The 24007-nt window shown below is 40.2% G+C and carries 16 protein-coding genes; 7 read left to right on the top strand and 9 right to left on the bottom strand.

The annotated features are described in order from the left end of the window. Positions 1-2: 2 nt before the first annotated feature. On the bottom strand, positions 3-680 hold the full coding sequence (locus K6V26_RS22740; RefSeq protein ID WP_224263954.1) for a hypothetical protein: 678 nt from the start codon (positions 678-680) through the stop codon (positions 3-5). Between the two features lie 177 nt (positions 681-857). Here K6V26_RS22740 and K6V26_RS22735 point away from each other — a divergent pair, with 177 nt between their 5' ends. Next, positions 858-1961, top strand: a complete 1104-nt coding sequence (locus tag K6V26_RS22735) for an acyltransferase family protein (protein ID WP_224263953.1) — start codon at positions 858-860, stop codon at positions 1959-1961. Further along, positions 1961-4450, top strand: a complete 2490-nt coding sequence (locus K6V26_RS22730) for a T9SS type A sorting domain-containing protein (RefSeq protein ID WP_224263952.1) — start codon at positions 1961-1963, stop codon at positions 4448-4450. Before K6V26_RS22735 ends, K6V26_RS22730 begins: the two co-directional genes overlap by 1 nt. Positions 4451-5106: 656 nt before the next feature. Here K6V26_RS22730 and K6V26_RS22725 read toward each other — a convergent pair. Then, on the bottom strand, positions 5107-5886 hold the full coding sequence (locus K6V26_RS22725; protein WP_224263951.1) for a radical SAM protein: 780 nt from the start codon (positions 5884-5886) through the stop codon (positions 5107-5109). Positions 5887-6353: 467 nt separating this feature from the next. Here K6V26_RS22725 and K6V26_RS22720 point away from each other — a divergent pair, with 467 nt between their 5' ends. Together K6V26_RS22720 and K6V26_RS22715 are read left to right on the top strand one after the other, a co-directional pair. After that, the gene (locus tag K6V26_RS22720; RefSeq protein ID WP_224263950.1) at positions 6354-7793 is read left to right on the top strand and encodes an MBOAT family O-acyltransferase; all 1440 of its coding nucleotides are present in this window, start codon (positions 6354-6356) and stop codon (positions 7791-7793) included. Between the two features lie 5 nt (positions 7794-7798). Beyond that, positions 7799-8692, top strand: a complete 894-nt coding sequence (locus K6V26_RS22715; protein ID WP_224263949.1) for an SGNH/GDSL hydrolase family protein — start codon at positions 7799-7801, stop codon at positions 8690-8692. A 9-nt stretch (positions 8693-8701) separates the two neighbouring features. On the opposite strand, the gene K6V26_RS22710 is transcribed toward K6V26_RS22715, so the two are convergent. Together K6V26_RS22710 and K6V26_RS22705 are read right to left on the bottom strand one after the other, a co-directional pair. Continuing rightward, positions 8702-10765, bottom strand: a complete 2064-nt coding sequence (locus K6V26_RS22710) for a helix-hairpin-helix domain-containing protein (protein ID WP_317197505.1) — start codon at positions 10763-10765, stop codon at positions 8702-8704. Between the two features lie 13 nt (positions 10766-10778). Further along, complete coding sequence (locus K6V26_RS22705) at positions 10779-11585, bottom strand: hypothetical protein (RefSeq protein WP_224263947.1); 807 nt, start codon at positions 11583-11585, stop codon at positions 10779-10781. Positions 11586-11807: 222 nt separating this feature from the next. On the opposite strand from K6V26_RS22705, the gene K6V26_RS22700 reads away from it, so the two are divergent. Continuing rightward, positions 11808-12413: a DUF4294 domain-containing protein gene (locus K6V26_RS22700; RefSeq protein ID WP_048314139.1), complete on the top strand. Its 606-nt coding sequence runs from the start codon at positions 11808-11810 to the stop codon at positions 12411-12413. Here the strand turns inward: K6V26_RS22700 and K6V26_RS22695 are convergent. Further along, the gene (locus K6V26_RS22695) at positions 12405-12935 is read right to left on the bottom strand and encodes an RNA methyltransferase (protein WP_009860453.1); all 531 of its coding nucleotides are present in this window, start codon (positions 12933-12935) and stop codon (positions 12405-12407) included. The genes K6V26_RS22700 and K6V26_RS22695 overlap by 9 nt on opposite strands. Positions 12936-14033: 1098 nt before the next feature. On the opposite strand from K6V26_RS22695, the gene nadA reads away from it, so the two are divergent. Continuing rightward, entirely contained in the window at positions 14034-15020 is a 987-nt protein-coding gene (gene nadA, locus K6V26_RS22690; RefSeq protein ID WP_224263946.1) for a quinolinate synthase NadA, read from the top strand. A gap of 45 nt (positions 15021-15065) precedes the next feature. On the opposite strand, the gene porZ is transcribed toward nadA, so the two are convergent. The 4 genes from porZ to leuS form a co-directional block, all read right to left on the bottom strand. Next, a complete protein-coding gene (porZ, locus tag K6V26_RS22685; RefSeq protein ID WP_224263945.1) occupies positions 15066-17408 on the bottom strand; it encodes a type IX secretion system anionic LPS delivery protein PorZ in 2343 nt (780 codons plus the stop codon). Positions 17409-17411: 3 nt separating this feature from the next. Continuing rightward, complete coding sequence (locus K6V26_RS22680) at positions 17412-17993, bottom strand: non-canonical purine NTP diphosphatase (RefSeq protein ID WP_224263944.1); 582 nt, start codon at positions 17991-17993, stop codon at positions 17412-17414. Between the two features lie 81 nt (positions 17994-18074). Continuing rightward, positions 18075-18956, bottom strand: a complete 882-nt coding sequence (locus K6V26_RS22675) for a YitT family protein (protein ID WP_224263943.1) — start codon at positions 18954-18956, stop codon at positions 18075-18077. Next, positions 18956-21793 carry a leucine--tRNA ligase gene (leuS, locus tag K6V26_RS22670; protein ID WP_224263942.1) on the bottom strand — a complete coding sequence of 946 codons (2838 nt, stop codon included), beginning with the start codon at positions 21791-21793 and terminating at the stop codon, positions 18956-18958. The genes K6V26_RS22675 and leuS overlap by 1 nt, the downstream gene beginning before the upstream one ends. Before the next feature lie 376 nt (positions 21794-22169). Here leuS and K6V26_RS22665 point away from each other — a divergent pair, with 376 nt between their 5' ends. Further along, a complete protein-coding gene (locus K6V26_RS22665) occupies positions 22170-23990 on the top strand; it encodes a thiol protease/hemagglutinin PrtT (RefSeq protein WP_224263941.1) in 1821 nt (606 codons plus the stop codon). Positions 23991-24007: the final 17 nt, after the last annotated feature.

Below are 24007 nucleotides of genomic sequence, written 5' to 3'. Positions count from 1 at the left end.
TTCTAAAACTGAATGCCTATGGAAAGGAAGAACGAATGCGTCATCTTCTTTTTCCATAGCATATCGTTCAGCGGTTTCCGTTCAATCACGAGGTTACGGCGACCGCCATACACATCATAGTTAGAAATGGTATATCCGGCTGAAAATACCCAGCTTTCTACTTCGATCTGCATAAAACTCTTTACATTCCAATATAACCAATCCCCATTCAGGTTAGTCACATCTTCCGTATGCAGAGCCGGAGTGGGGTGTTTTTCATTTTCATAACCCACCCGAAGCGTTTCGTTGGCAGGAACAACCATATATGCGCCGGGTTCCATATTGAACGTTACCTTCAGGTCACGATCTCCCCACCTGTTTATATTGGGTGTACGCAACCGGAGGGCCGGACGGAAAAGTATCCGTTTTACATTCGATTCATCCGAACCGATATACCATCTCATGTTTCCCGGAGCAGAGCCGGAATAATATTCATCGTAAAACTGTCCTGTAAAATTAACACCTCCTGTTATACCGACATACCGGCAAACAAAGAAAGTAAACGCCGGCTCCACCTCCCAGGAATAGTTATTATTCAACCCTCCTGAAAGAGCAAATTCCCATCTCCTGAATGCCTCTTCCTCTTTTGCCCCGGCAACAACAGGGAGCAACAACACCATCCATAACAACAATCGTTTCATATCTTTTCCGTTTTCACTATTGTGAAGACATGAAAAACAAGAAATACCCCTATCAATAGGATAGAGATATTTTACTTAATCCACCTTCAATATATTAATTCTTATTCCATTTTATTCTCTATATAATCCTATTCTTTTTACTTACATTTGCGTTTTATAACCGAATAATCTAAAATTATGGCACAATCAGGAAGACTGCTCTCACTGGACGTAATGAAAGGTATTACAATTGCAGGGATGATCATGGTGAACAATCCGGGAAGCTGGGGATATGTATATGCTCCGCTACGGCATGCATCATGGAACGGCCTCACTCCTACCGATCTGGTATTCCCGTTCTTTATGTTTATTATGGGAGTTTCCATGTTCTTTTCATTGCGGAAATACGACTTCAAATTATCCGGAGAAAGTGTTACGAAAGTATTGAAACGGACCGTGCTGATCTTCCTGGTCGGATTTGCCTTGAATTTATTCGGACATCTCTGCTACAACGGATTTTCCAATTTCGAAAACCTGCGTATCCTGGGGGTTATGCAGCGGCTGGCACTGGCTTACGGGATCGGCTCACTGATCGGATTATCCGTTAAGCATAAATATATTTTACAGACAGCAGCCGGAATACTGCTGTTTTACTGGATACTTTTAGCCGCTACCGGCAGCCAGACGTTGTCGGAAGATAATATAATTGCAATAGTCGACCGTGCACTGTTCGGAAATACGCATATGTACCATGATTATCTGGCAGACGGAACCCGCATCGCCTTTGATCCGGAAGGGTTGCTGAGTTGCCTGGGAAGTATCGGGCATGTATTGCTCGGTTTCTATGTGGGCAAAATGATTCTCGACTGTAAGAAGAACAATGAATTAATTATCAGGAATTTGTTTATCTTTGGAACAATTATTATATTTCTGGGATTCCTGCTAAGTTACGGCTGCCCGATCAATAAAAAACTATGGAGCAGTACATTTGTATTAACCACTTGCGGATTCGGCTCGTTGTTTCTGGCGTTGCTGATCTGGATCATCGACATAAACGGCAAAAAGAAATGGTCGCTGTTTTTCGAATCTTTCGGGATTAATCCGTTATATCTCTATGTACAGGGAGATGTATTTGCAGTGGTACTCGATAAATGCGGAGTGACACCGTATGTATATGCAGATGTCCTGGTCCCGCTCTTCGGAAACTTCGGAGGTTCGTTGGCATGGGCTATTTTGTTTGTCGTATTGAACTGGATACCGGGATATTGGTTATATAAGAAACGTATCTACATCAAATTATAATGAATCGTTACAGACTGTTTTATCACTGCATTTATATAAGTATCATCTGCTTATTCCTGTTTTGCCCCGGCAAAGCAAAATCGCAGATAAGCGAAGGAGGAAAACCGGTTAGTTTCAACTATCAGAACCCGTTGAAAAGCTGGCAACCGGCTGTTCAGATACCGGTAAATTTCAGTGTGGAAGACAGGATAGCAGTCGATGAATGGCGGGTAAGCCAGGGAGCACCTCTGGCTGTTTCTGCATTGATAGATACGGATTTGAATATGGAAAATGCCGGAGAATGGCGGGTATTGCCCGGCGGAGAAAAAATCTGGCAGCTTCGCCTTCAGGCAAAAGGGGCGATTGCCTTAATGTTATATTATGAAACATTTTACCTGCCTGAAGGCGGAAAACTATTCATATACAATGCAGAAAAGACGCATTTACTGGGAGCCTATACTTCGCAAACCAATCCGGACGGAAAATCATTTGCTACGGAATTTGTGGCCGGCGATGATATCATTCTCGAATACGAACCGCCTGTTTCGGACGAAAAAGCCCGTATAGCCATTAATCAGATAGGATACGGATACAATCATCTGCATGTAACTACTGACTTACGGAGTACCGGTCCGGGAACTTCCGGTTCCTGCATGGTCAATATCAACTGCGAAGAAGGAGAGGAGTGGCAACACGAAAAGAACGGTGTTTGCATGATGGTTGAGAAAATAGGGAAGGCCGGATACCTCTGTTCCGGTTCACTGGTGAACAACACGGCGAAAGACATGAAACCTTATATATTGTCGGCTTTCCATTGTACACAAGATTACGATAACGGAACAACTGCTTCGGAAACAGATCTAAACCAATGGGTATTTTATTTCCATTTTGAACATACCGGATGCGAAAACGCTTCGCCAATAGCCGGACATAAAACAATGACCGGCTGCCGGCGGATTGTAAGTATTCCGATAGAGGGCGGTTCCGACGGACTGTTATTATTGCTGAACGACAAGATCCCGGCAGAATATAATGTATATTTCAACGGTTGGGACAGAAGTGAAACGGCTACTTCATCCGGAGTGAATATTCATCATCCTTCCGGCGATTATATGAAAATATCGACCTTCGGTAATCACCCGGTAAAAACAACGACCTGGATAGATAATCTATCCAAAGCCGGAGCTCTCAATGCCCATTGGAATGTCATTTTCGACAAAACAACCAACGGGCACAGTATCACGGAAGGCGGTTCTTCCGGTTCGCCACTTTTCAATGAAAATAAGCAGATAGTAGGTACACTGACCGGCGGTAATTCTACTTGCCGCCTGACAAGCGGCAATAACTTATACGGCAAGTTTTCTTATCACTGGGATAAATACAGCCAAGCTGATACTGGACGTATGGATATCTGGCTCGATCCGTTGAACACCGGTGCAACAACAATTCCCGGTTTGTCGCAAACCGGAGAGGAGGGGAGCCTTATCAATTATAAGTCACCGACAAATGTTACTGCCCAATCCATTTCTTCCAATAATGTTCTTATTCAATGGAATGCACCTGTATATACACAGTTGATCGGTTGGGGTACACAAAATTCAGCCAATCAAATCGGATACTATGGTACTCCTTTTTATTACGGTCAAAGATGGGAGTCTAAAGAATTGATAAACATACATAAAAAGAAATTGGTAAACGTAAAATTCATTCCTGTCTACAGTGTGAATTATGCCATCTTTATCAAACAAGGAGAACGGACCTATCAACAGGAAATAACCAATCTGACGGCCAACCGGTCCAACACGATAGAGTTGAAAACGCCTTACACGATTGATGCCAACCAGGATCTGATCGTTTCCATCTATGCCAGGAAATACGGACGTTCGGTTTATCCTGCTTTCGTAGATAATGGTCCGGCCATTAACGGAAAAGGGAATCTGGTATCTTTTGACGGAAACGAATGGGAATATTTGCTGGACGAAGAATTCAATATTAATTTTATCCTGTCTGCTACCGTCACTTCCGAAGAAGGTGAACTGACACTTCCCCTTCCCGCAGCAAACAGTGATATACAGATTCCGGCTTTCCCTGCTATTACCGGATATAACATATACAAAGACCAGATGTTACTAGCTTCTGTCCCTGCTTCCACATTACAACACACAGATAAAAATGTCACCGGAGGCAAGCATGACTACAGTGTTTCTGCTCTATACGATTCAAAAGAAAGCAGAGCAGCCACAGCTACAGCAGAAACAAATGTAAATACGGAGAGTATACAGGAAACAACCGATTTCCATATCACCCCTGCAATATTCAAAGACCGGATACAGATAAATAATTACCAGCAAGTCAAAAGCCTTGAAATTTATTCATCCGACGGAAAACTGATCCGGAAATTAACCGATCCGGCAGAATGGATAGAGACAGGTAATCTCCCGCAAGGTGTTTATTTCTTCAAACTAAGCAATGATAAGACTTTCAAAACCGTTCGCGGCATCAAACAATAATGAACAAACATTACTAATGTGTTAATGAATAGAGCAATTAGTTCAATTATTTCTATATTGGAGTTTCATAATAATGTTTCATCAAATGTACTGTCATACTATCATATTTTTATATAATACGCATATAATCAATATGTTATTCTATGACAGTTGCCATTTTCAACTATCATAATACTGTCATAAAACCATCATTTGGACTATATTTTAATTAAACATACATTGTTTAAGACCTAAAAAAGGCTTTACAAATAGGATAAATCGCACTTATATATTGCTTTCCCTACTATATATTTTGCGAAAATATATAGACTAATCTCACAGGAATACATACTTTTTGTTCTCAAGATGCCCTTCTCAGCCTGTTTTACACCCGGATGTTGACCGTGCCCAGACCCAGGTCTCAATATTGTCGACACCCGGGTCTCGAGCAACATAAATAACTATTTCGCTGATAATAAGTCATATATTTCAGTAAAACAAGAAGCATATATTGGGTTTCAGGATAAGACTATGATAGTTGCATGATAGGTAAATGACGGTTGAAAACAGGAACTATCATAGGATAACCTATTGATTATAGGTATATTATATAAAAATATGATAGTATGATAGTTCTTTTACCCCTGTGATAGTTCTGAGAAACGCCTTTCATCTCTTTAATAGGAAACCGTCACATCAAACCCTTCTTTCCGTGCCCGGTCGGCTATGGCGTCCAATGCTTCTTTGGGAACTTTTTTAAGTCCTTTCAAAGGAGTTTCACGGTCGATGGTATAGATCATTACCTGTTTCGGTTTGATTTGCTTCAAGGCTTCAAGCCAGCCGGTTATTTCTACTTCGGTTGTATTATCCACTGATTCGCCGTTCACTTCGCCTTTCAGGAACATAGTCTGGATAATCAGATTTCCTTCGAAACGGCATAACTGTCCGAGCAATTTATCGAATGTAAAAGCAGGAGAATTGGGAGCATTCAACTGTTGTATCCGGCTGTCGAGCACAGAATCGAGTTTCAGGATATTATCTTCAATTTTATTCAATGCCCGGAATACTCCTTCCTTATGCAACATGGTTGAATTGGATAGGACAGCAATCTTGGCATTCGGAAAGAAACGGTCGCGGGTGGCAATCGTATCTTCTATAACACCTTCGAACTCCGGATGCATGGTAGGTTCTCCGTTACCGGCAAAAGTAATCACATCGGGAGCAATTCCTTCGGCCTGCATAGCCGATAACTTTTCCGTCAATGCCTCCTTCACTTCTGCACGGGTCGGTAATTTGGTATGTGTACGCCGTTCCCCATTCAGTCCGCATTCACAATAAATGCAATCGAAAGAACAAAGTTTGCCGTCCACAGGAAGCAGGTTCATACCCAGAGAAACACCCAACCGCCGGCTATGTACCGGACCGAACACTATTTTATCAAAAAGAATCGTTGACATATCTAATACGTTTTTATCTATCAAGTTCTCTATATAACAAAGAACAGGACAATATTTCCTGAATTACGGATACAAAGCTACAAAAGACCTTATAATTACCAAGGAAGAAAAGCTAAAAAGAGGATCATCCCCCTTGCTTTATTGAAACATAATTTATTATTAATTAAATAGGCAATAAGCTATGTTTCACTACTTTTGCGACTGATCGATGATCATATATAGGCGATATTTATCATAGAAAGCGTCCGGCTTTATCCTTTTCAGTTTATATTTCATAGTTTATAGAATTTCGACACACTAGTATTTCACATTACCTGTTACGGGTAAGTAGTGATATACCAGGGTGCCTTATTGTGTGCTGTAAACTGTGATGACTGACTGTTGATACGATAAAAACCGGTAAATTCCTGCGTTTTCTTTTATAACAATTGTCACTTCAGGGAATCAGTGACATAACTTTTTATATTGTGCTGTTTAATTCCATAGAATTCATTTGCTTCCTGCCGATCGTTTTCATTGTATATTGGTTAGCAGACAAGCATTTGAAATGGCAGAACTTCCTTGTCGTAACAGCAAGCTATATCTTTTATGGCTGGTGGGATATACGTTTTCTTTCTCTGATCATACTGACCAGTTCCTTTTGTTTTGTCAGCGGACTTCTCATCGAACGGGCCGAAGGCAACCGGAAGAAACAGAAGATAATCAACACGATCAATATTTTACTCAACATAGGTATCCTGGGAACGTTCAAATATTTTGATTTCTTCAGTACCAATATTGAAACTGCATTACATTCATTAGGGTTTGAACCGGATTGGATAACACTGGATATACTTCTTCCTGTAGGTATTAGTTTTTATACTTTACAGGCTTTAAGCTATAGTATCGACGTATATCAGAAGAAAATATCCGCCTGTCATGATCCGATTGCATTCTTCGCTTTTGTCAGTTTCTTTCCGCAGCTGGTGGCAGGTCCCATAGAAAGGGCCACCAACCTGTTACCCCAATTTTATAAACGACGTACATTCGACTACAGTAAGGCAATAGACGGTTGCCGGCAGATGTTATGGGGATTTTTTAAGAAGATGATTATTGCCGATAATTGTGCGATGGCAGTCAATGAAATATGGGGCAGTTATCAGTATCAAAGTGGTTTTACTCTTTTACTCGGCGGTCTTTTATTTACTTTTCAGATATACGGAGATTTTTCCGGTTATTCGGATATTGCTATCGGATGTGCCCGGTTATTCGGAATAGATTTAATGAAAAACTTCAATTATCCCTATTTTTCAAGAGACATATCTGAATTTTGGAGACGCTGGCATATTTCATTAAGTACCTGGTTCCGCGATTATATCTATATCCCGTTGGGAGGAAGCCGTTGCAAGAAAACAAAAGTAATCAGAAATACTTTCATCATATTCATTATCAGCGGACTCTGGCATGGGGCAAACTGGACGTTCATTCTATGGGGTATTTATCATGCCTTGTTGTTTATGCCTCTCTTGCTGCTCAATAAAAACAGGAGATATACGAAAAATGTAATCGCCGAAGGTAAACTTTTACCCTCTTTCAAAGAAGCTGTACAGATGTTTTCCACCTTTTTCCTTGTCCTTATCGGATGGATTATTTTCCGGTCCAACGACATCGGCGAAGCATCCGACTATTTAGCACGTCTTTTTTCCCCGTCTTTATTCGAGGTGTCCTTTCCGCACGGCAAAAGAGCGTTGATATATTGCTTAGTGCTACTCATTATTGAATGGATGCAACGGGAAAAAGAACATGCATTACAGATAAATAAAGAGATCAAATCACCTGTGGTACGTTGGGGAATCTATTATATCCTGATTTTTATAATCGTCTTTCTGCAAGGTACACCGGCCGATTTCATTTATTTTCAATTCTAAACGATATGAAGAAATTTATAAAACGATTGATTATCTTTCTGATACCTATCCTGATACTGTTCATCCTGTTGGAGTATGCTATCCGGCAAATACCGAATACTTACAAATATAAAAACGAATGGATGTCACAGCATGCAGATAGCCTGAATACACTCATATTGGGTAATTCACATTGTATGTCGGGAGTCAATCCTTTATACCTGACCAACAGCGCTTTCAATTTCGCAAATTCTTCACAGGATTTGGAACGTGACTATTTTGTATTGACCAAATATGAGAATATGTACAATAATTTAAAATGCGTTATTCTTTCTTTTTCGTATTGTACCCTTCAGGACAAGATGGATAATACGGATAAATCCCGGTTAAAATATTATGGTATTTATATGGGATATGAAAAATATAAATACAGTGTGGAAATAACGAGCAGCATTACTTATGAGAAAATAAAAGACTATCTGAAAGAGGGTACTTCACAATATTCTCCTTTAGGATTCAGAGTAAACAAATTTTCAAAAGATAATTTGGAAATAAGTGGTATAAAAGCAGCCAAACGACATACATTAAATAATCGGAAAGATTTGGATGATAATCTGAAATATCTTCACAAAATCATTCAGTTCTGTGAAGATAAACAGATTCAATTAATTCTTGTCACCACACCAACCTGGCATAGTTATTATGAGCATCTGGATAAACATCAACTCGACCAATTATTATCCATCGCAAAAGAGCTGGATAATAATCACGAAAATGTATTTTATTTCAACTTTCTAAAAGATGACCGATTCAATGATAACGATTTCAAAGATGGCGATCATTTATCAGAAGAAGGTGCTAAAAAGTTTACTAAAATACTAAAGGATTCCATCAAACATAAATTAGATATTGAATTGTAAATATATATTCTAAAACTTATACCGTAAAAGCATATACATATCCGTTTTATTATGTCCTTTTATCTCTTCCTGATCCGTACCGATTAAGTTGCGGTCTGCATAATAACTATGTCCTAATTTAGCAGAAAGAGAAAGTTTCTTTAGTATATCCCATCGGAAAGAAAATGACAACCTGATTCCTTTCCCATAAAACGAAGGCATACTGAAAGCATACAATATATTTTTCTCATACGAATTGATACGGCTGTAATAATCGTCCGTATGAAAATAAGCCAGGTAAATATCTGATTGGAATGGGAGAGAAGACGGCTTCCAGCCTGCACCTTGCGAAATCATCCACCCGAGACTTCGTTTTCCTTTTCCTTCATCATAATAAACACCGTCGGCCGATGTTTTCAACACCCATATCGATTGTATTCCGTAAAGCAATTGCAGTCTGATACGCTGCTGTGAATAAGGCAGAATACTCAATGCCGATTCATTTTCCAATGTCCGGTTCTTTTCTTTCTTTCTGTATTTATAACGCAAATAGGTTGTAAAGTTTTTTCCCGAATTATAATCCAGCTGAACCATATATTCCTGGCCCGAAGAAGGAGCATCCACACCGTATTTCAACCAGGGGAAACGGAACAAATCCGCATACGCCGACAATTTGAAACGGGCAAACGGCGTCCACTGCATCCCGGTATAAAACCCCTGTTCATTCTGTACGGATGAATGCTGTCCGAAAGCATTCCCGAAAAAAGCCTGATACTTTTTGTCATAATAACGATGAAGCAACAATAAAGAAAAATAGGAGACAGGCGTTAACCGGATGGCATTCAATGTGGCAACTGCCTTGTTTGAGGACATGGCTGTTTCTCCGTAAAACTTTATTTTCTTTGTTTTAAACATGTAATCAACGCTTATGTCGATATTATCGTTTCCACGGAAATAGAAAAGATTATAGGGTTTCGGATCCGGTTGTACCTGATATTTTCCGAAAGAGTAGGAGAGAGCTGTAAACCCGACGGAAAGATTCGAAGTCGTATAGTGTACATTTCCGCCGTATGTCTGCATAGGAACCGTATGTTTCTTTTCCCAATCCCGCTCCAGCCGGTGCAAACCATCTGTTTTAAATGTACTGACTTCATAGTTATCAACACCGGCATCTAACTTTCTATACGAATATAACAAACTGACATATACCTGTTTTAATACTAAAGTAGAAGCTACTCCGCGAAAGTAATCATTTTCATTTGTTGAAAAGTGACGACGGAAACCATTGCTGCGTCTTTCCGCCTGTGCCACTATCGAACTGCGGCCGGGAGTAAAATCATTACTGATAACCAGACCTTGCCCGAAAGAAACCTTATAATCACCGATGGCCAAAGTTTTCAACCATTTATTCATATCTTTGAAAAACAGGTGTACCGAATAAAAATCATAGCCTTTATGATGGTTATTCCAAAACGGTTCACCGGCATCTTTTTCAGCTACCATTCCCCATTGAAGCCTGTCATCAAAAGTATACGAATAACGCAGGGAATGATAGAAAGGTTCCCCCAGATATTTCCGGTTCGGATATTGCTGCAAGATACTATCCGGATATGAACAATATCCCTTTTTCTGTTGAAAACACTTATCATATCTGATTTGCAACTCATTAGAACCATACTTCAACATGTTCTTAACAGAAAATGGCCGCTTATTAACCGATATGTCTCCGATATAAACAAACGGAAGCAATAAAGAAATCGTTGAAAAATCCATTCCTTCCACATTCTTCAGTTCATAAAGAGTGACCAGTTTTCCATATTTCACACGATAAGCCAACAGGCTGTTTATTTGTTGGTCGGACAGGAAAGGCAGGCGTTTCAGTTCAGTTTCGGTCACACTGTTCAGTTCAAAAGGGTGTTCCGACAGATAGGAAAGGTCCGAATACAGGTTTTCAATCTGTGCTTCATCTTCCGTTTCAGAAGCCATTTCTTCTATATATTCCATCCACTTATCAACAGAATATATAGTCTGACTATTAAGGTTATAACTATTTATAAACAGGTATACTAACAGGGTTGTCAACAATCTTTTCATAGTGATCATTCCGTTAAAAACAATACTTCAAACCAATACCTGTACTTATTCCCAACACCGGGTGATAAAGAGCGGCCACATCTACAATAAAACCCGATAACCGGTATCCTATCCCCAAGGTAGGCAGGAGAGGGGTTGTCTTAATACCGGTGCGTACATAAAAATGAGTAAGCAACTGATATTCCATGCCGATACAACCTGTTAATACAGTCTGTTTATTCGTCTCCGCATTTCCGGCTATCAACAGGTTGTTAATTACTTCCCATTGAAAACCTATTTGTAATGAATAGGATATAAAAGACTCTATATCAATCTCTTTTTCCTGAATGCTGACAGATGGAAAATCCTGTATCAACATACCAATCAACAGCTTTTCAACGGGAATAAACAAGATACCGACATCGGCGGACAAGTATTGCGGCTTTTCTTCAACCAGCTCGGTCTGAAGAAATGTATATTGAATACTGATACCGGCCGTCCATTTTTCAGTCAACGATTTTCCCAGGAAAACCCGAAACATACTTTCCCGGTATCGGTCATAACCGAAAGAAGAGATATTAACACCCGCAGAAAGTAAGTTGTTCGGATAACTGAACGACATTCCCACCGTCCCCAGTTCTTTCAGTCCGTAATAATTAAAGTAATTGATATCAAAAGACTTATAACTGTCCAAAGCAACTACCGCAGGATTAAAAAGTGCAGATTGCACAACACCACATTCGCCCATTCCCATACAACGGACACCGGGCAAACGAAGGTTATTAACAGCATACAAACAGGGAGAAATCCCCAACAGGAGACATAAAAACAATTGTTTCATAGATAAGATATTTTTGGTTGTTAATAAATAAACGCTCTTTTAATGCAAAATACTATTCAATGTTCATAGTCATATCGTTTTGTCATTATCAGAATCGGAGCAAATATAATGATTCTTATTGACTTGACAACTTATTAACAACTAAATTATCATTTCCATATAATTAGTCAAATTCTGTAAAACCGGTACAGGCTATTGGTAAATCACCTACTTTTGTAAACGATGATAAAGAAGAGATGGTATAAAATCCTGATTTTATTTCTATTCTGTGCAGTCGGAAGCCAGGCGCAGAAGCTGAAAATAAATACACTTCCCGAAGGTGTACAAAGAGCGTATGTCGACGGGAAAGATACCATTGCCGTTGTTAACTTGCAGGAAGTCTTTGTCTTTCCGCAAGTTCGTTTTAAAAACAAACGGGAAGAACAAAAGTATAACAAACTGGTCCGCGATGTCAAACGTACGTTACCTTATGCCAAGATGGTCTACGAAACATTAATAGAAACGTACGAATATATGGAAACCCTTCCCGATGACAAAGCCCGCCAGGCTCATCTGAAGCGGATGGAAAAAGACTTGTTCAAAGAATATAAACCGGAGTTGAAAAAACTGACTTTCTCGCAAGGCAAATTACTTATCAAACTGATAGACAGGGAATGTAACCAATCCAGTTATAACCTGTTGAAAGCCTATCTGGGTAGTTTCAGGGCCGGCTTCTGGAACCTGTTTGCCGGTATGTTCGGAGCCAGCCTGAAATCCGAATACGACCCGAAAGGAAAAGACGCCATGACGGAACGGGTTGTTATCCTGGTGGAAAGAGGATTACTCTGACAACTGTTTAAAGAAATCCCAGATAACAATCCCGGTCGTTACCGACACATTCAATGAATGTTTTGTCCCGTATTGGGGTATTTCAATACACATATCACAGTTATCAACAACGGATTGTTGAACACCTTTTACTTCATTTCCCATGACAATAGCGTATTTTTTATTCCTGTCTAACAACAACTTATCTAACATCACGCTTCCCTCTGCCTGTTCAATGGCACATACGACATACCCTTGTTGTTTCAGGTTATCAACAGCCTCGTGTGTATCTTTAAAATATTTCCAGTCGACCGTTTCTTCCGCCCCTAAAGCCGTCTTGTGAATCTCTGCATGAGGAGGACAGGCTGTAATGCCACATAAATAAATAGCCTCTACCCGGAACGCATCGGAAGTACGAAAAACGGAACCGACATTGTTCAGGCTCCTAATATGGTCAAGTACAACAATTAAAGGTATCTTTTTACTTTCCTTGAAAGCCTCGGGCGTGAGGCGGTTCATTTCTGTTATCTTCAGTTTACGCATAGCTATTTTCTTTGGTTACAAAAGTAGCGAATTAATGTGGATATGCCGTTGAAAAGGTATTGATAAGTAGTGAACACAAAATGAAAAAAAGTTCTTGCATTATTCAGAATCTCCGTTATACACCCCCTTGTTTTAATTATGCAACAATTATAACCCATTATTTATTACGAGCTATTAACAAGGGTTATACACGTTTCAACAACCATCCGGAGATATAAACTTTTACACACAACCAGTTATCAACATAAAACTAATAAAGTACGTAATATAAAGATATACAGCAATTAAAATATCATTATTCATGTTAGTATCCTCTTGATAACCGGTTCATATACTTTAATAACTCTCCAAACAAATATTGTAAGATAAATGTATTAACTGTTTCAACAGGATATCATATTCATCATATTTAAATTTAAAATTAAAGATTAATAAGAATATAATATATGATTGTGGATAACTAATGGTTGATGAAACCTTATGTCATTAACTCCTGTCATCGGATTAAGAATAGTGACAGCGAATGTCCCGAAGGGACTAACTGTGAATACCCCCGGATCCGGTCAATAACATTGAATTAAAACCTTCGTATTATTATCCGGATAGCTATGACTAAGGTCAAAGGTAATAGACTTTAAGCGTAAAAGCAATAGGCTTTAATGATAAAAGCTATTAGTTTTGAATATTGTCGTCCCGATGAGGCGGTATCAACACCGGGATGGCATTTCAACATCATCGGGATGATAATAAGCTACTTCTATTGAATGTATTCAAATGTTAACGGTGACAAACTCAAGGGCAAAAGTAGTATGTTTTTACCCCTGGTTGTAATCGTTTTTAAGGGTAATCGTTTGATAATGAGGTGTGACAAACTCTCTGCTCGCCCCTATAGAATAAGGTAAATAATTTATACCTTTTTTGTCATCGGATAGCTAAGTTTTGCTTTAGTTTTTCGGCGGGAATGAATAAAGTTTTTACCTTTGCAGATTATCAACAAGAAGTTAATAACTATACTAATAGTAAGAATATCAATAATAAAGACTGGTGATAACCTTGTTGATAGGCTATTGAAATCAGGAATAATATAATAGATATACTATGTTGACGAATCAATCAATCGGATATATGGACGCACCGGTTCCCAAAGATATAAATCTGAAGGAGGCCATTGATAAGTTGCGTAAAGAGAAAAATGCAGTTATCCTTGCTCATTATTATCAAACAGGTGATATACAGGATATAGCGGATTATGTAGGGGATAGCCTGGCACTGGCTCAGTGGGCGGCTAAAACAACGGCGGATATCATTGTTCTTTGCGGTGTTCATTTCATGGGTGAAACGGCGAAGATTCTTTGTCCGGATAAGAAGGTACTGGTTCCCGACCTGAATGCAGGCTGTTCGCTGGCAGACAGTTGTCCGGCTCCAGAGTTTGCTGAATTTGTAAAACAGCATCCGGATCATGTGGTTATTTCTTATGTGAATACAACTGCTGCTGTGAAAGCGGTGACAGATGTGGTGGTAACTTCCACGAATGCCCGTCAGATTGTTGAAAGTTTCCCGGAAGGAACGAAGATGATTTTCGGCCCGGACCGTAACCTGGGTAATTATATCAACAGTATTACCGGACGTAATATGTTGCTGTGGGATGGTGCCTGCCATGTACATGAACAATTTTCACTGGAAAAGATACTGGTATTGAAGAAACAGTATCCGGATGCAGAAGTAATCACCCACCCGGAATGCAAACAGCCCGTTATACAGGTTTCCGACTTCGTAGGTTCGACTGCGGCACTTTTGAAGCACACTATCAAGTCGGACAAGAAACAGTTCATTGTAGCGACGGAAAGCGGTGTCATTCACGAAATGCGGAAAAAGAGTCCGGAAAAGGAGTTTATCCCGGCTCCGCCAAACGATAGTACCTGTGCTTGTAACGAATGTAATTTCATGCGTTTGAATACGATGGAGAAGCTCTATAACTGCCTGAAATATGAGATGCCGGAAATATTTGTAGACGAAGAGGTGCAGAAAAAAGCTATTAAACCGATTCGGAAGATGTTGGAGATATCTGAGAAGTTAGGTTTATAATAAAAAATCAGCCCTGTTATTCATCATGATAACAGGGCTGATTTTTTATTTTACTACCATTATTTTAGTAACGACACTTTCTTTAGCTTCCGGTGTTGCTGATAATACCAGGTAAATTCCGGTAGCAACACGGCCACCACCTTTTTTTCTGCAATCCCATGTAAATGTTCCGCCGGCCGATTTACCCTGATAAATGATATTGCCTTTCAGGTCGGTTATTTTTACATTTGAATCATTCATCAGTCCGACGATGGTTACACGGTCATTCTGTTCCGGCCGAACGGGATTCGGATAAGCATATATATCCGAATAATCTTCACTGCCTTCCGTGGCATCTCCCATATAAGATACCAATCCTTTTTCGGTACCGATGAAGACTTCTCCTGTCTGCTGGTTGATAGCTAGAGTATTGACCTGGTTGGATGGGAGTGGAGAATTGGCTGTTGTAAAGTTGGAAATGGTTTCCATCCCGTCTTCACTGACTAAAAATACACCGGAACTTTGTGTTCCTATCCATTTACGGTTTCCTCCGTCAACGGCGATGGCATTGACTTGTTCACCATCCAGAAATGCATAACCTTCTCCATTTCCGTCTTCTAACGGACGAATGACACGGGAGAATTGTAGTTTACTTATTTCAGCTTTGGAATTAAGACAATAGACAGGACCTCTGTTTGTCCCAATCCAGATTTGTCCGTTCTTATCTTCTGTAACACAATAGAAACCGGCAGCTTCTATACTTTCGTTATTATTCTTGAATATTGTAAATGAATCAAATTCATCATCGCTGACGTCATCTATCGTTCCTTTATCATCTAAAACGAAAATACCAATTGGAGATGGAGAGTTAATCCATTTTCGATTATTTGAAGCAATTAATATTTTATCTGCCTGATAAGCATGATTCAATTTGTCATGAATCAGAGAAATCCAAGTACCATCTGCTTTTAATACTTTGATGCTTCCATCGTCTATCTCACAGTTGGTCATCCATAGATTACCTTCTTTATCGAAGGTTAAACTTCCTATTCGGTTGTAAGTGAATTGTTGTTCAGTTGTTTTATTTAATGCGGGAGATATAGTACTATTAGTATGATTGTATAGTTTTACGAATTTATTTTCTCTAAACTCTAATACACCTTCTCCATAAGCGGAAACAAAATAATGGGTAGGATCTTTGGGGTCGACTGCTATCCCTGTGTAATCTTTTGTTGTAAATATGAAGTTATTCTCTGGAAATTGTTTGTTGACTTCTTTATTAACTTCGTTTTCGTCGAGATTAAACCATTCGTTTCCATTGTAAATCATTAATGTTCCGGGAATATTTAATCGATCAGAATTACGGCCTCCACCTACAATATATAATTGATTGTTTTCTATGGTCATAAAATAATTATAATTCCGTTTGGGAGAATATAATTCATTATTTGTATTTTCCAGGATAGTAGTATATTGTTCGTTACTCTTTTTAATTCCTTTTATACCATTTATTCCGGTAGCTATCCAAAATGTATTAGCATCTTTACCGGATGTAACATCATTGATATTTTCTACATTAATAGCATCTTTAGTCGTAAAATTTGAATAGATATAAAGAGTGGAACCAGTATAAGTAATTAGCTTTTCATTCCGGACAAGTAAATTTTTTAATTGATTGTTTTGAGAGATTATGTTTATCTGTCCGTTAGATTGGTAATAAACTCCACTATTCTGAACAAAGAAACATAAATTATTTTGGAATAAAACTATTTTTCTGATGTTATTACTATTAAATATAGAAGTATTGAGAGAATAAGCAGACCAGTTATTATGATCTAATAAATTACTATCTAATTTAGCTCTGATTACTCCGCTCTCTGTAGCAGCATAGATATACTCATCTTTAATACAGACAGAATATACTTTTTTATTCAGCTTATAGGTATCTGTAATGTCTTTTTTATCTATATTGATTAGTATAATTCCAAAATTGGTGGATAAATAAGCGTATTCATTATATATGAATATACTGTTAATCGTCTTATCCTGAATATTGGAATTATTCATTAAATAAGGTAGGTTGTAGATACCTTTATCACTCAATAGATCAATATTTCCACTGATGCTATATGTAATTAGTAGTGTATTTGTAGTCGGGTTGAATGCTACATTATTTATATCATTGTCACTTAACCCTGTTTGTTTTGAGTAATAGGATATACTGTTATCTTCTTTATTATAACTGTATAACGAACCGTTGGCTACACCGAATACATGATTATTACCTTCAGCAACCAAAGTTGTTGAGTAATAAGATAAATAAGTATTCCATTGGCCTATTGCCTTTTGAGCTACTGCATTCGTAACGAGTAAGCAGAAGAATATAAGTGTATATAGTATCTTCTTCATAATTTATTCTGATAATGTAGATAAAAAAGCACTTAATTTCTTTACAGCTTCAGCCCGGTGGCTGATTGTATTCTTTATATCATTACTCATTTCGGCAAATGTCTTCGTATGATTGTCCGGCATAAAGATAGGGTCGTATCCGAATCCGCTTGTTCCGCGTTTATCCTTTGTTATCTGACCGTTTACTATGCCTTCGAACAGATATTCCTTTCCATCCAGAATAAGTGCTATAACGGTACGAAAACGGGCTTTGCGGTTTTCCATCCCTTCCATTTCCCGGAGAAGTTTTTTCATATTGGCTTCCGAATCATGTCCGGGACCGGCATAGCGGGCAGAATATACACCGGGAGCATTGTTCAGCGCTTCTACTTCGAGGCCGGTATCGTCGGCAAAGCAGTCGTAACCGAATTTATCTTTAATGTAACGAGCTTTCTGGAGCGCATTACCTTCCAGGGTATCGGCTGTTTCCGGTATGTCATCATGACAATCGATGGCAGCCAGGCTTACTATTTCTGTATGACCGGCTGTTATTTTTTGTACTTCATCCAACTTATGTTGGTTATTTGTTGCGAATACGAGTTTCATATCTGTAAATATCTAAATAAAAAAGCACTTCTGTACGATATATAACGTATGGAAGTGCTTTTAATTGTTTGAATGAATCTTTTATGTCTTTATCTGGTCAAATCCTTCTCCGTAAACTCCCCGGACAATACTTTGCGAGATGAATGCCTGGTGGTCTATCTGTTTTACCAGACGGAAGATGGATACTGATTCTGATTTTTTAGCTAATAATACGACAACTTTGACCGGTTTGCGGGAATAACCTCCGATACCGTCCAGGATGGTACATCCACGGTCTAGGTCGTGAATGATTCGTTCGGCTATTTCATCGTATTTCTGTGAGAAGATGAGGAATTGCACCGATTGACGGTTACCATTCAATACCATGTCGAGGACATAGTTGCTGATTATCATTTCTACGAAACCAAACACGATCTTATCCACATTATGGAAGAGGAAGAAAGAAGAACTGATAATGAAGAAATCGCAGAATAACAAGGCACGCCCGATGGATATGTTCTTGTATTTATTCACGATAGCTCCGATAATATCGGTACCTCCCGTACTTCCGTTTGCAGAAAAGACCAGTCCGAGTCCGGCTCCGCAAAGGAGGGCACCAATCATGATAGCCATAAACGGCTGGTCGTGCAGAATCGGGTTTCCTTTCAGCAGCCATTCAAAAAATGAAAGGGAAGCGGAAAGGGAGAATACTCCGAATATGGTTTTTATCAGGAACTTAAAACCTAATATTTTAAGTGCGGCCAGTAGTAAGACTACATTGATAACAAAGTATGAAACCGATACCGGTATGGCGCCGCCCGTAGCGAAGAATATCAGCGCACAGATACCACTAACGCCACCGGTAACAATTTCATTCGACAGGATAAATGCATTGAATCCGAAACCATATAATAAGGTCCCGAACAGAATCATCAGATAATCCTGTATTGAAAAATAAATTTTATAAAACTGAGCAGCTTTCATCAGATAACGATATTAACGATCTTACCTGGAACGACAATAACCTTTTTAGGTGTTTTGCCTTCCGTCCACTTAGCGGAACTTTCGTGGCTGAGAGCTGCCTTTTCAACCTCTTCACGGGGCATGTCAGCCGGAAGTTCCATACTGAAACGGGCTTTTCCGTTGAATGAGATAGCGTAGGTAACTGACTTTTCTTTCAGATACTCTTCGTTGTGCTGGGGCCATTGAGCATCGCAAACCGTAGTCGTATGACCGCATTCGTGCCATAACTCTTCTGCCGTATGAGGTGCAAACGGGGCAAGCAGGATAACCAGTTGCTCCAGGATAGCACGCTTGTTACATTTCAGGCTGCTTAATTCATTAACACATATCATGAAAGCACTGATAGAAGTATTATAAGAGAAATGCTCGATGTCGAATGTAACTTTCTTAATCAGTTTATGTAATGATTTTAATTCCTCAGCTGTCGGTTCGGCATCGGTTATCTGAAGGCTGTCGGTATTTCCATAGAATAAAGCCCATAGCTTTTTCAGGAAACGATGAACACCGTCGATACCGTTTGTATCCCAAGGTTTGGATTGTTCCAACGGGCCTAAGAACATTTCATACAAACGTAATGTATCTGCACCGTATTTCTCAACAATCATATCTGGGTTTACTACGTTGAACATAGATTTTGACATCTTTTCAACAGCCCATCCGCAGATATATTTGCCGTCTTCCAGGATAAATTCAGCATTCTTATATTCCGGACGCCAGTTTTTAAATGCTTCGACATCCAGGATATCATTGTATACAATGTTTACATCTACATGGATAGGAGTAACTTCGTACTGGTCTTTCAGGTTCAGAGAGACAAATGTATTGGTATCTTTGATACGGTATACGAAGTTTGAACGTCCCTGAATCATACCCTGGTTAATCAACTTCTGGAACGGTTCATTCTCGCAGATAACTTCCATATCATACAGGAACTTGTTCCAGAAACGACTATAAATCAGGTGACCGGTAGCATGTTCCGTACCACCGATATACAGGTCTACGTTTTTCCAGTAATCATTTACCTGTTTATCTACCAGACCTTTGTCGTTATGAGGGTCCATATAACGCAGATAATAAGCGGAAGAACCGGCAAAACCAGGCATTGTACAAAGTTCCAGTGGGAAGATTGTTTTATTATCTATCTTGGAGGTTTCAACTACTTCTTTATTAACCGAATCCCAGGCCCATTTGGTTGCATGTCCCAATGGAGGTTCGCCTGTGGCAGTCGGCAGGAATTTGTCTACTTCCGGTAATTGTAAAGGCAGTGCTTCAAACGGTAACATCTGAGGCATTCCGTCCGCATCATAATATACGGGGAACGGTTCGCCCCAATAACGCTGACGGCTGAAGATAGCATCACGCAGACGGTAATTTATTTTTACACGTCCTAACTTCTGTTCCACTACAAATTTCTTGGTGGCGGCAATAGCTTCTTTAACTGTCAATCCGTTCAATGACAATTCGCAATAAGGAGTAACGTCCGGTCTCGGTGAGTTGCAGACGATACCTTCCTTTGCATCGAAACTTTCTTCGCTAATGTCACAACCTTCAATCAACGGGATGATAGGCAAGTTGAAATGTTTTGCGAAAGCATAGTCACGGCTATCGTGAGCCGGAACAGCCATGATGGCTCCTGTACCGTAACCGGCCAGCACATAATCGCTAATCCATACAGGCACTGCATCTCCGGTAAACGGATTGATTGCGTATGAACCGCTGAACACACCTGTTACCTGGCGGTCGGCAATACGTTCACGTTCTGTACGTTTTTTGGTACGGTCCAGATAAGCGTCTACTTCTTGTTTTTGTTCCGGAGTAGTTAATTTCTCAACCAGTTCGCTTTCGGGAGCCAGTACCATGAAAGTAACACCGAACATCGTATCGGCACGGGTAGTGAAGATGGTAAATTCCAGGTCGCTGTCTTTTACCTTGAAATTGACTTCGGCACCTTCGCTTCGGCCTATCCAGTTACGTTGTGTTTCTTTCAATGAATCCGTCCAGTCGATGGTATCCAGTCCGTCCAGTAAACGCTGGGCGTAAGCAGATACACGCAGACACCACTGACGCATCATTTTTTGTTCTACCGGGAAGCCTCCACGTTCGGAAACGCCGTTTACAACTTCATCATTTGCCAGTACGGTTCCCAGTTCGGAACACCAGTTAACCATTGTATCACCCAGATAAGCGATACGGTAATTCAGTAATATTTCTTGTTTTTCTTTGTCACTTTTAGCTTTCCATTCAGCGGCGGTGAAACTTAATTCTTCGCCACAGGCAACGTTCAGACCTTCAGTACCTACGGTTTCAAAGGCTTCAATCAGGGTTTCGATAGGAAGTGCTTTCTTTTCATCGTTGCAATAGTAGCTGTTGAACATTTTGATGAATGCCCATTGTGTCCAGTGATAATATTCCGGGTCGCAGGTACGGATTTCACGACTCCAGTCGTAGCTGAAACCTATTTTATCCATCTGCTCACGATAACGGGCGATATTTTGTTTGGTAGTTACTTCGGGATGCTGTCCGGTCTGGATGGCATATTGTTCTGCCGGCAAGCCGTAAGCATCGTATCCCATCGGGTGTAATACGTTGAAACCCTGTAACCGTTTGAAACGGGAATAAATGTCAGAAGCGATGTAACCGAGCGGATGACCTACATGTAGTCCTGCACCGGATGGGTAAGGGAACATATCCAACACGTAGTATTTGGGTTTATCCTTATTTTCTTTCACTTTATAAACCCCGTTGGCAATCCAATATTCTTGCCATTTTTTCTCGATTTCTCTGAAATTGTACTCCATAATATCTAATCGTTTTTTATCGTTTTCAGTTTAAAGCCACAAAGTTAGTTATTTTATTTAGTTTTACTTCACATAACGAATCTTCGGTCCGGGTTTATCGTTCTTTTTGAACGAAGACTCGTACAAAATGAGCCTGCTTCGGCGGATACTTATTTGCCTCATTCTACCCCGTCACAATTTCCTTAGCAGGAAACTCTAGTTTCTTCCATAGGAAACACGTGTTTCCTGCCTGGGAAATTACAGTTCCCTACGGAGGAAATTGAACCTTCTTTCCATCCTCTTTGTTATTGAATGACAATAAATTTGAAACGCCATTAATGCCTTTAACCCGACCTCTGACAAGCAAGCTAAATTTAAACTATAAAAATTACAAGTAATGAGAAGATGTACTATTGTTTTCCTGGTTGCCTTGTTGACAATGTCGATAAGCGCCGCCCCTGTCGATGTGGAACAGGCCCGGAGCGTTGCGCTCAGTTTTCTGAAAAGCAATCGTCCGCAGACCAAATCCTCGCTTACGAAACTGACGTTAGTCTGGTCGGATGGCGGAGTCGCTACCAAATCGGATGCCAGTTCGCAGGATGCTACTTTTTATGTGTTTAATCAGGGCGATGATACCGGTTTTGTGGTCGTTGCCGGTGATGACGTTGTTTATCCTATTCTGGGATATGGTATGCAGGAACCGTTCCGGAAAGATTCCATGCCGGTTAACCTGCGTTCATGGTTTGACAGTTATCAGCGTCAGATTAACTGGATGCGCGGAAATAAAACGGTAGCCGGTAAAGAGATAACTGCCGTCTGGAATCAGTTGCGGCAGGGCACTATGCAACTGAGTTCGGATGGTGTATTACTGAAGACTGTGTTGTGGGACCAGATGACGCCTTATAATAATCTTTGCCCGATGGTAAACAGCCAGCGTACTCCGACCGGTTGCGTGGCGACTTCCACTGCTATTGCCATGCAATACCATAAATGGCCGGATGTAGGGCAGGGCAGTCATTCCTATACTTCACAGACGTATGGCTTATCTCTTTCCGCTACTTTCAATACGCCTTACCAATGGGATAATATGCCTTCTACTTATACTGCCGGGCAGTACACTACCCAGCAGGCGCAGAATGTAGCCACTCTGATGTATGATGTCGGTGTTATGTCGGAAATGAATTACGCGCCCGGAAACAGTGGTGCGCTGACAATTACAGCAGCCCAGGGCCTTGTCAATTATATGAAATACGATAAGTCTCTTCATGTATTGCAACGTGAAAACTATCAGACGGCTGAGTGGGAGTCTATCATCAAAGGTGAATTGGATGATAATCGCCCTGTCATCTATGGTGGTGAAAATGATCAGAACGAAGGCCATCAGTTTATTATCGACGGATACAATACATCCGATTATTATCATGTGAACTGGGGTTGGAGCGGACTGGCGAACGGTTATTACCTGCTATCGGTTCTCGAACCCGAAGAACAGGGAACAGGTGGCAATAGCGGTGGTGGTTTCTCCCTCGACCAGAATGCCATTATCAGCATGATGAAGCCGGTGGAAGGTTCGACCTATCAGGACGTACTGGTGTTTTTCTATGGTGAAAATGAGGGTACTGTATTCAATGGTCTGTCTGCTACGACTGACGATTTCGAACAGAACCAGCTTTTCGGTCTTCAATACGGTTATGTAGGAAATATGAGTATCCGTAATTTCACCGGTAACCTTGTTGCAGCCCTTGTGGATAAGAATGGAAATACCAAAGAATTTATTTCCAGCGAAGAACCTGTCACTATCGAGATAGAACGCGGAGTGGGGCAGGAGATACCTTGTACGATTACCAAAGCAATCGCTCCGGGTGACCGTATCCGTTTGCTTTATAAGAGCAGTGACGGCAGCGAATGGAAATGGGTAAGAGGCGGTGGTAATACGACCGGCGAGATTCTGGTGGCTGCCGACCCGACTTCGACGGAAGAAATCTCTTCGGATATGAATGTCTCTGTCTCCTACGTGGATGGTACAGCTTATGTAACTTCTCCTGTAGCTATTCTGGAAGTTGCTTTGTATGATATGAACGGCCGCCTGTTAAAAAAGCAGCCGGGAAGCAATAACTCAACCGTTACGCTTTCTTATAGCGGATATCCGGCAGGTATTTATGTGATGGAAGTACAGACTGTGGAAGGAAGAAGCAGCCATAAGTTGGTAAAAAAGTAAATATATAATAGAAGTAG

The sequence above is a fragment of the Parabacteroides goldsteinii genome (assembly GCF_020091425.1).
Lineage (GTDB): Bacteria > Bacteroidota > Bacteroidia > Bacteroidales > Tannerellaceae > Parabacteroides > Parabacteroides goldsteinii.
Note: the sequence above shows the minus strand (reverse complement) of the source record. Positions and strands in the feature narration are given on the sequence as shown.

Excerpts from the sequence above, each read along its gene's own strand:
- K6V26_RS22700 (WP_048314139.1), top strand. The coding sequence starts at position 11,808 with ATGATAAAGAAGAGATGGTATAAAATCCTGATTTTATTTCTATTCTGT.
- K6V26_RS22665 (WP_224263941.1), top strand. The coding sequence starts at position 22,170 with ATGAGAAGATGTACTATTGTTTTCCTGGTTGCCTTGTTGACAATGTCG.
- K6V26_RS22730 (WP_224263952.1), top strand. The coding sequence starts at position 1,961 with ATGAATCGTTACAGACTGTTTTATCACTGCATTTATATAAGTATCATC.
- K6V26_RS22675 (WP_224263943.1), bottom strand. The coding sequence starts at position 18,956 with ATGAAAGCTGCTCAGTTTTATAAAATTTATTTTTCAATACAGGATTAT.
- K6V26_RS22725 (WP_224263951.1), bottom strand. The coding sequence starts at position 5,886 with ATGTCAACGATTCTTTTTGATAAAATAGTGTTCGGTCCGGTACATAGC.
- K6V26_RS22710 (WP_317197505.1), bottom strand. The coding sequence starts at position 10,765 with ATGAAAAGATTGTTGACAACCCTGTTAGTATACCTGTTTATAAATAGT.
- K6V26_RS22740 (WP_224263954.1), bottom strand. The coding sequence starts at position 680 with ATGAAACGATTGTTGTTATGGATGGTGTTGTTGCTCCCTGTTGTTGCC.
- K6V26_RS22680 (WP_224263944.1), bottom strand. The coding sequence starts at position 17,993 with ATGAAACTCGTATTCGCAACAAATAACCAACATAAGTTGGATGAAGTA.
- porZ (WP_224263945.1), bottom strand. The coding sequence starts at position 17,408 with ATGAAGAAGATACTATATACACTTATATTCTTCTGCTTACTCGTTACG.
- K6V26_RS22695 (WP_009860453.1), bottom strand. The coding sequence starts at position 12,935 with ATGCGTAAACTGAAGATAACAGAAATGAACCGCCTCACGCCCGAGGCT.
- nadA (WP_224263946.1), top strand. The coding sequence starts at position 14,034 with ATGTTGACGAATCAATCAATCGGATATATGGACGCACCGGTTCCCAAA.
- leuS (WP_224263942.1), bottom strand. The coding sequence starts at position 21,793 with ATGGAGTACAATTTCAGAGAAATCGAGAAAAAATGGCAAGAATATTGG.
- K6V26_RS22705 (WP_224263947.1), bottom strand. The coding sequence starts at position 11,585 with ATGAAACAATTGTTTTTATGTCTCCTGTTGGGGATTTCTCCCTGTTTG.
- K6V26_RS22715 (WP_224263949.1), top strand. The coding sequence starts at position 7,799 with ATGAAGAAATTTATAAAACGATTGATTATCTTTCTGATACCTATCCTG.
- K6V26_RS22735 (WP_224263953.1), top strand. The coding sequence starts at position 858 with ATGGCACAATCAGGAAGACTGCTCTCACTGGACGTAATGAAAGGTATT.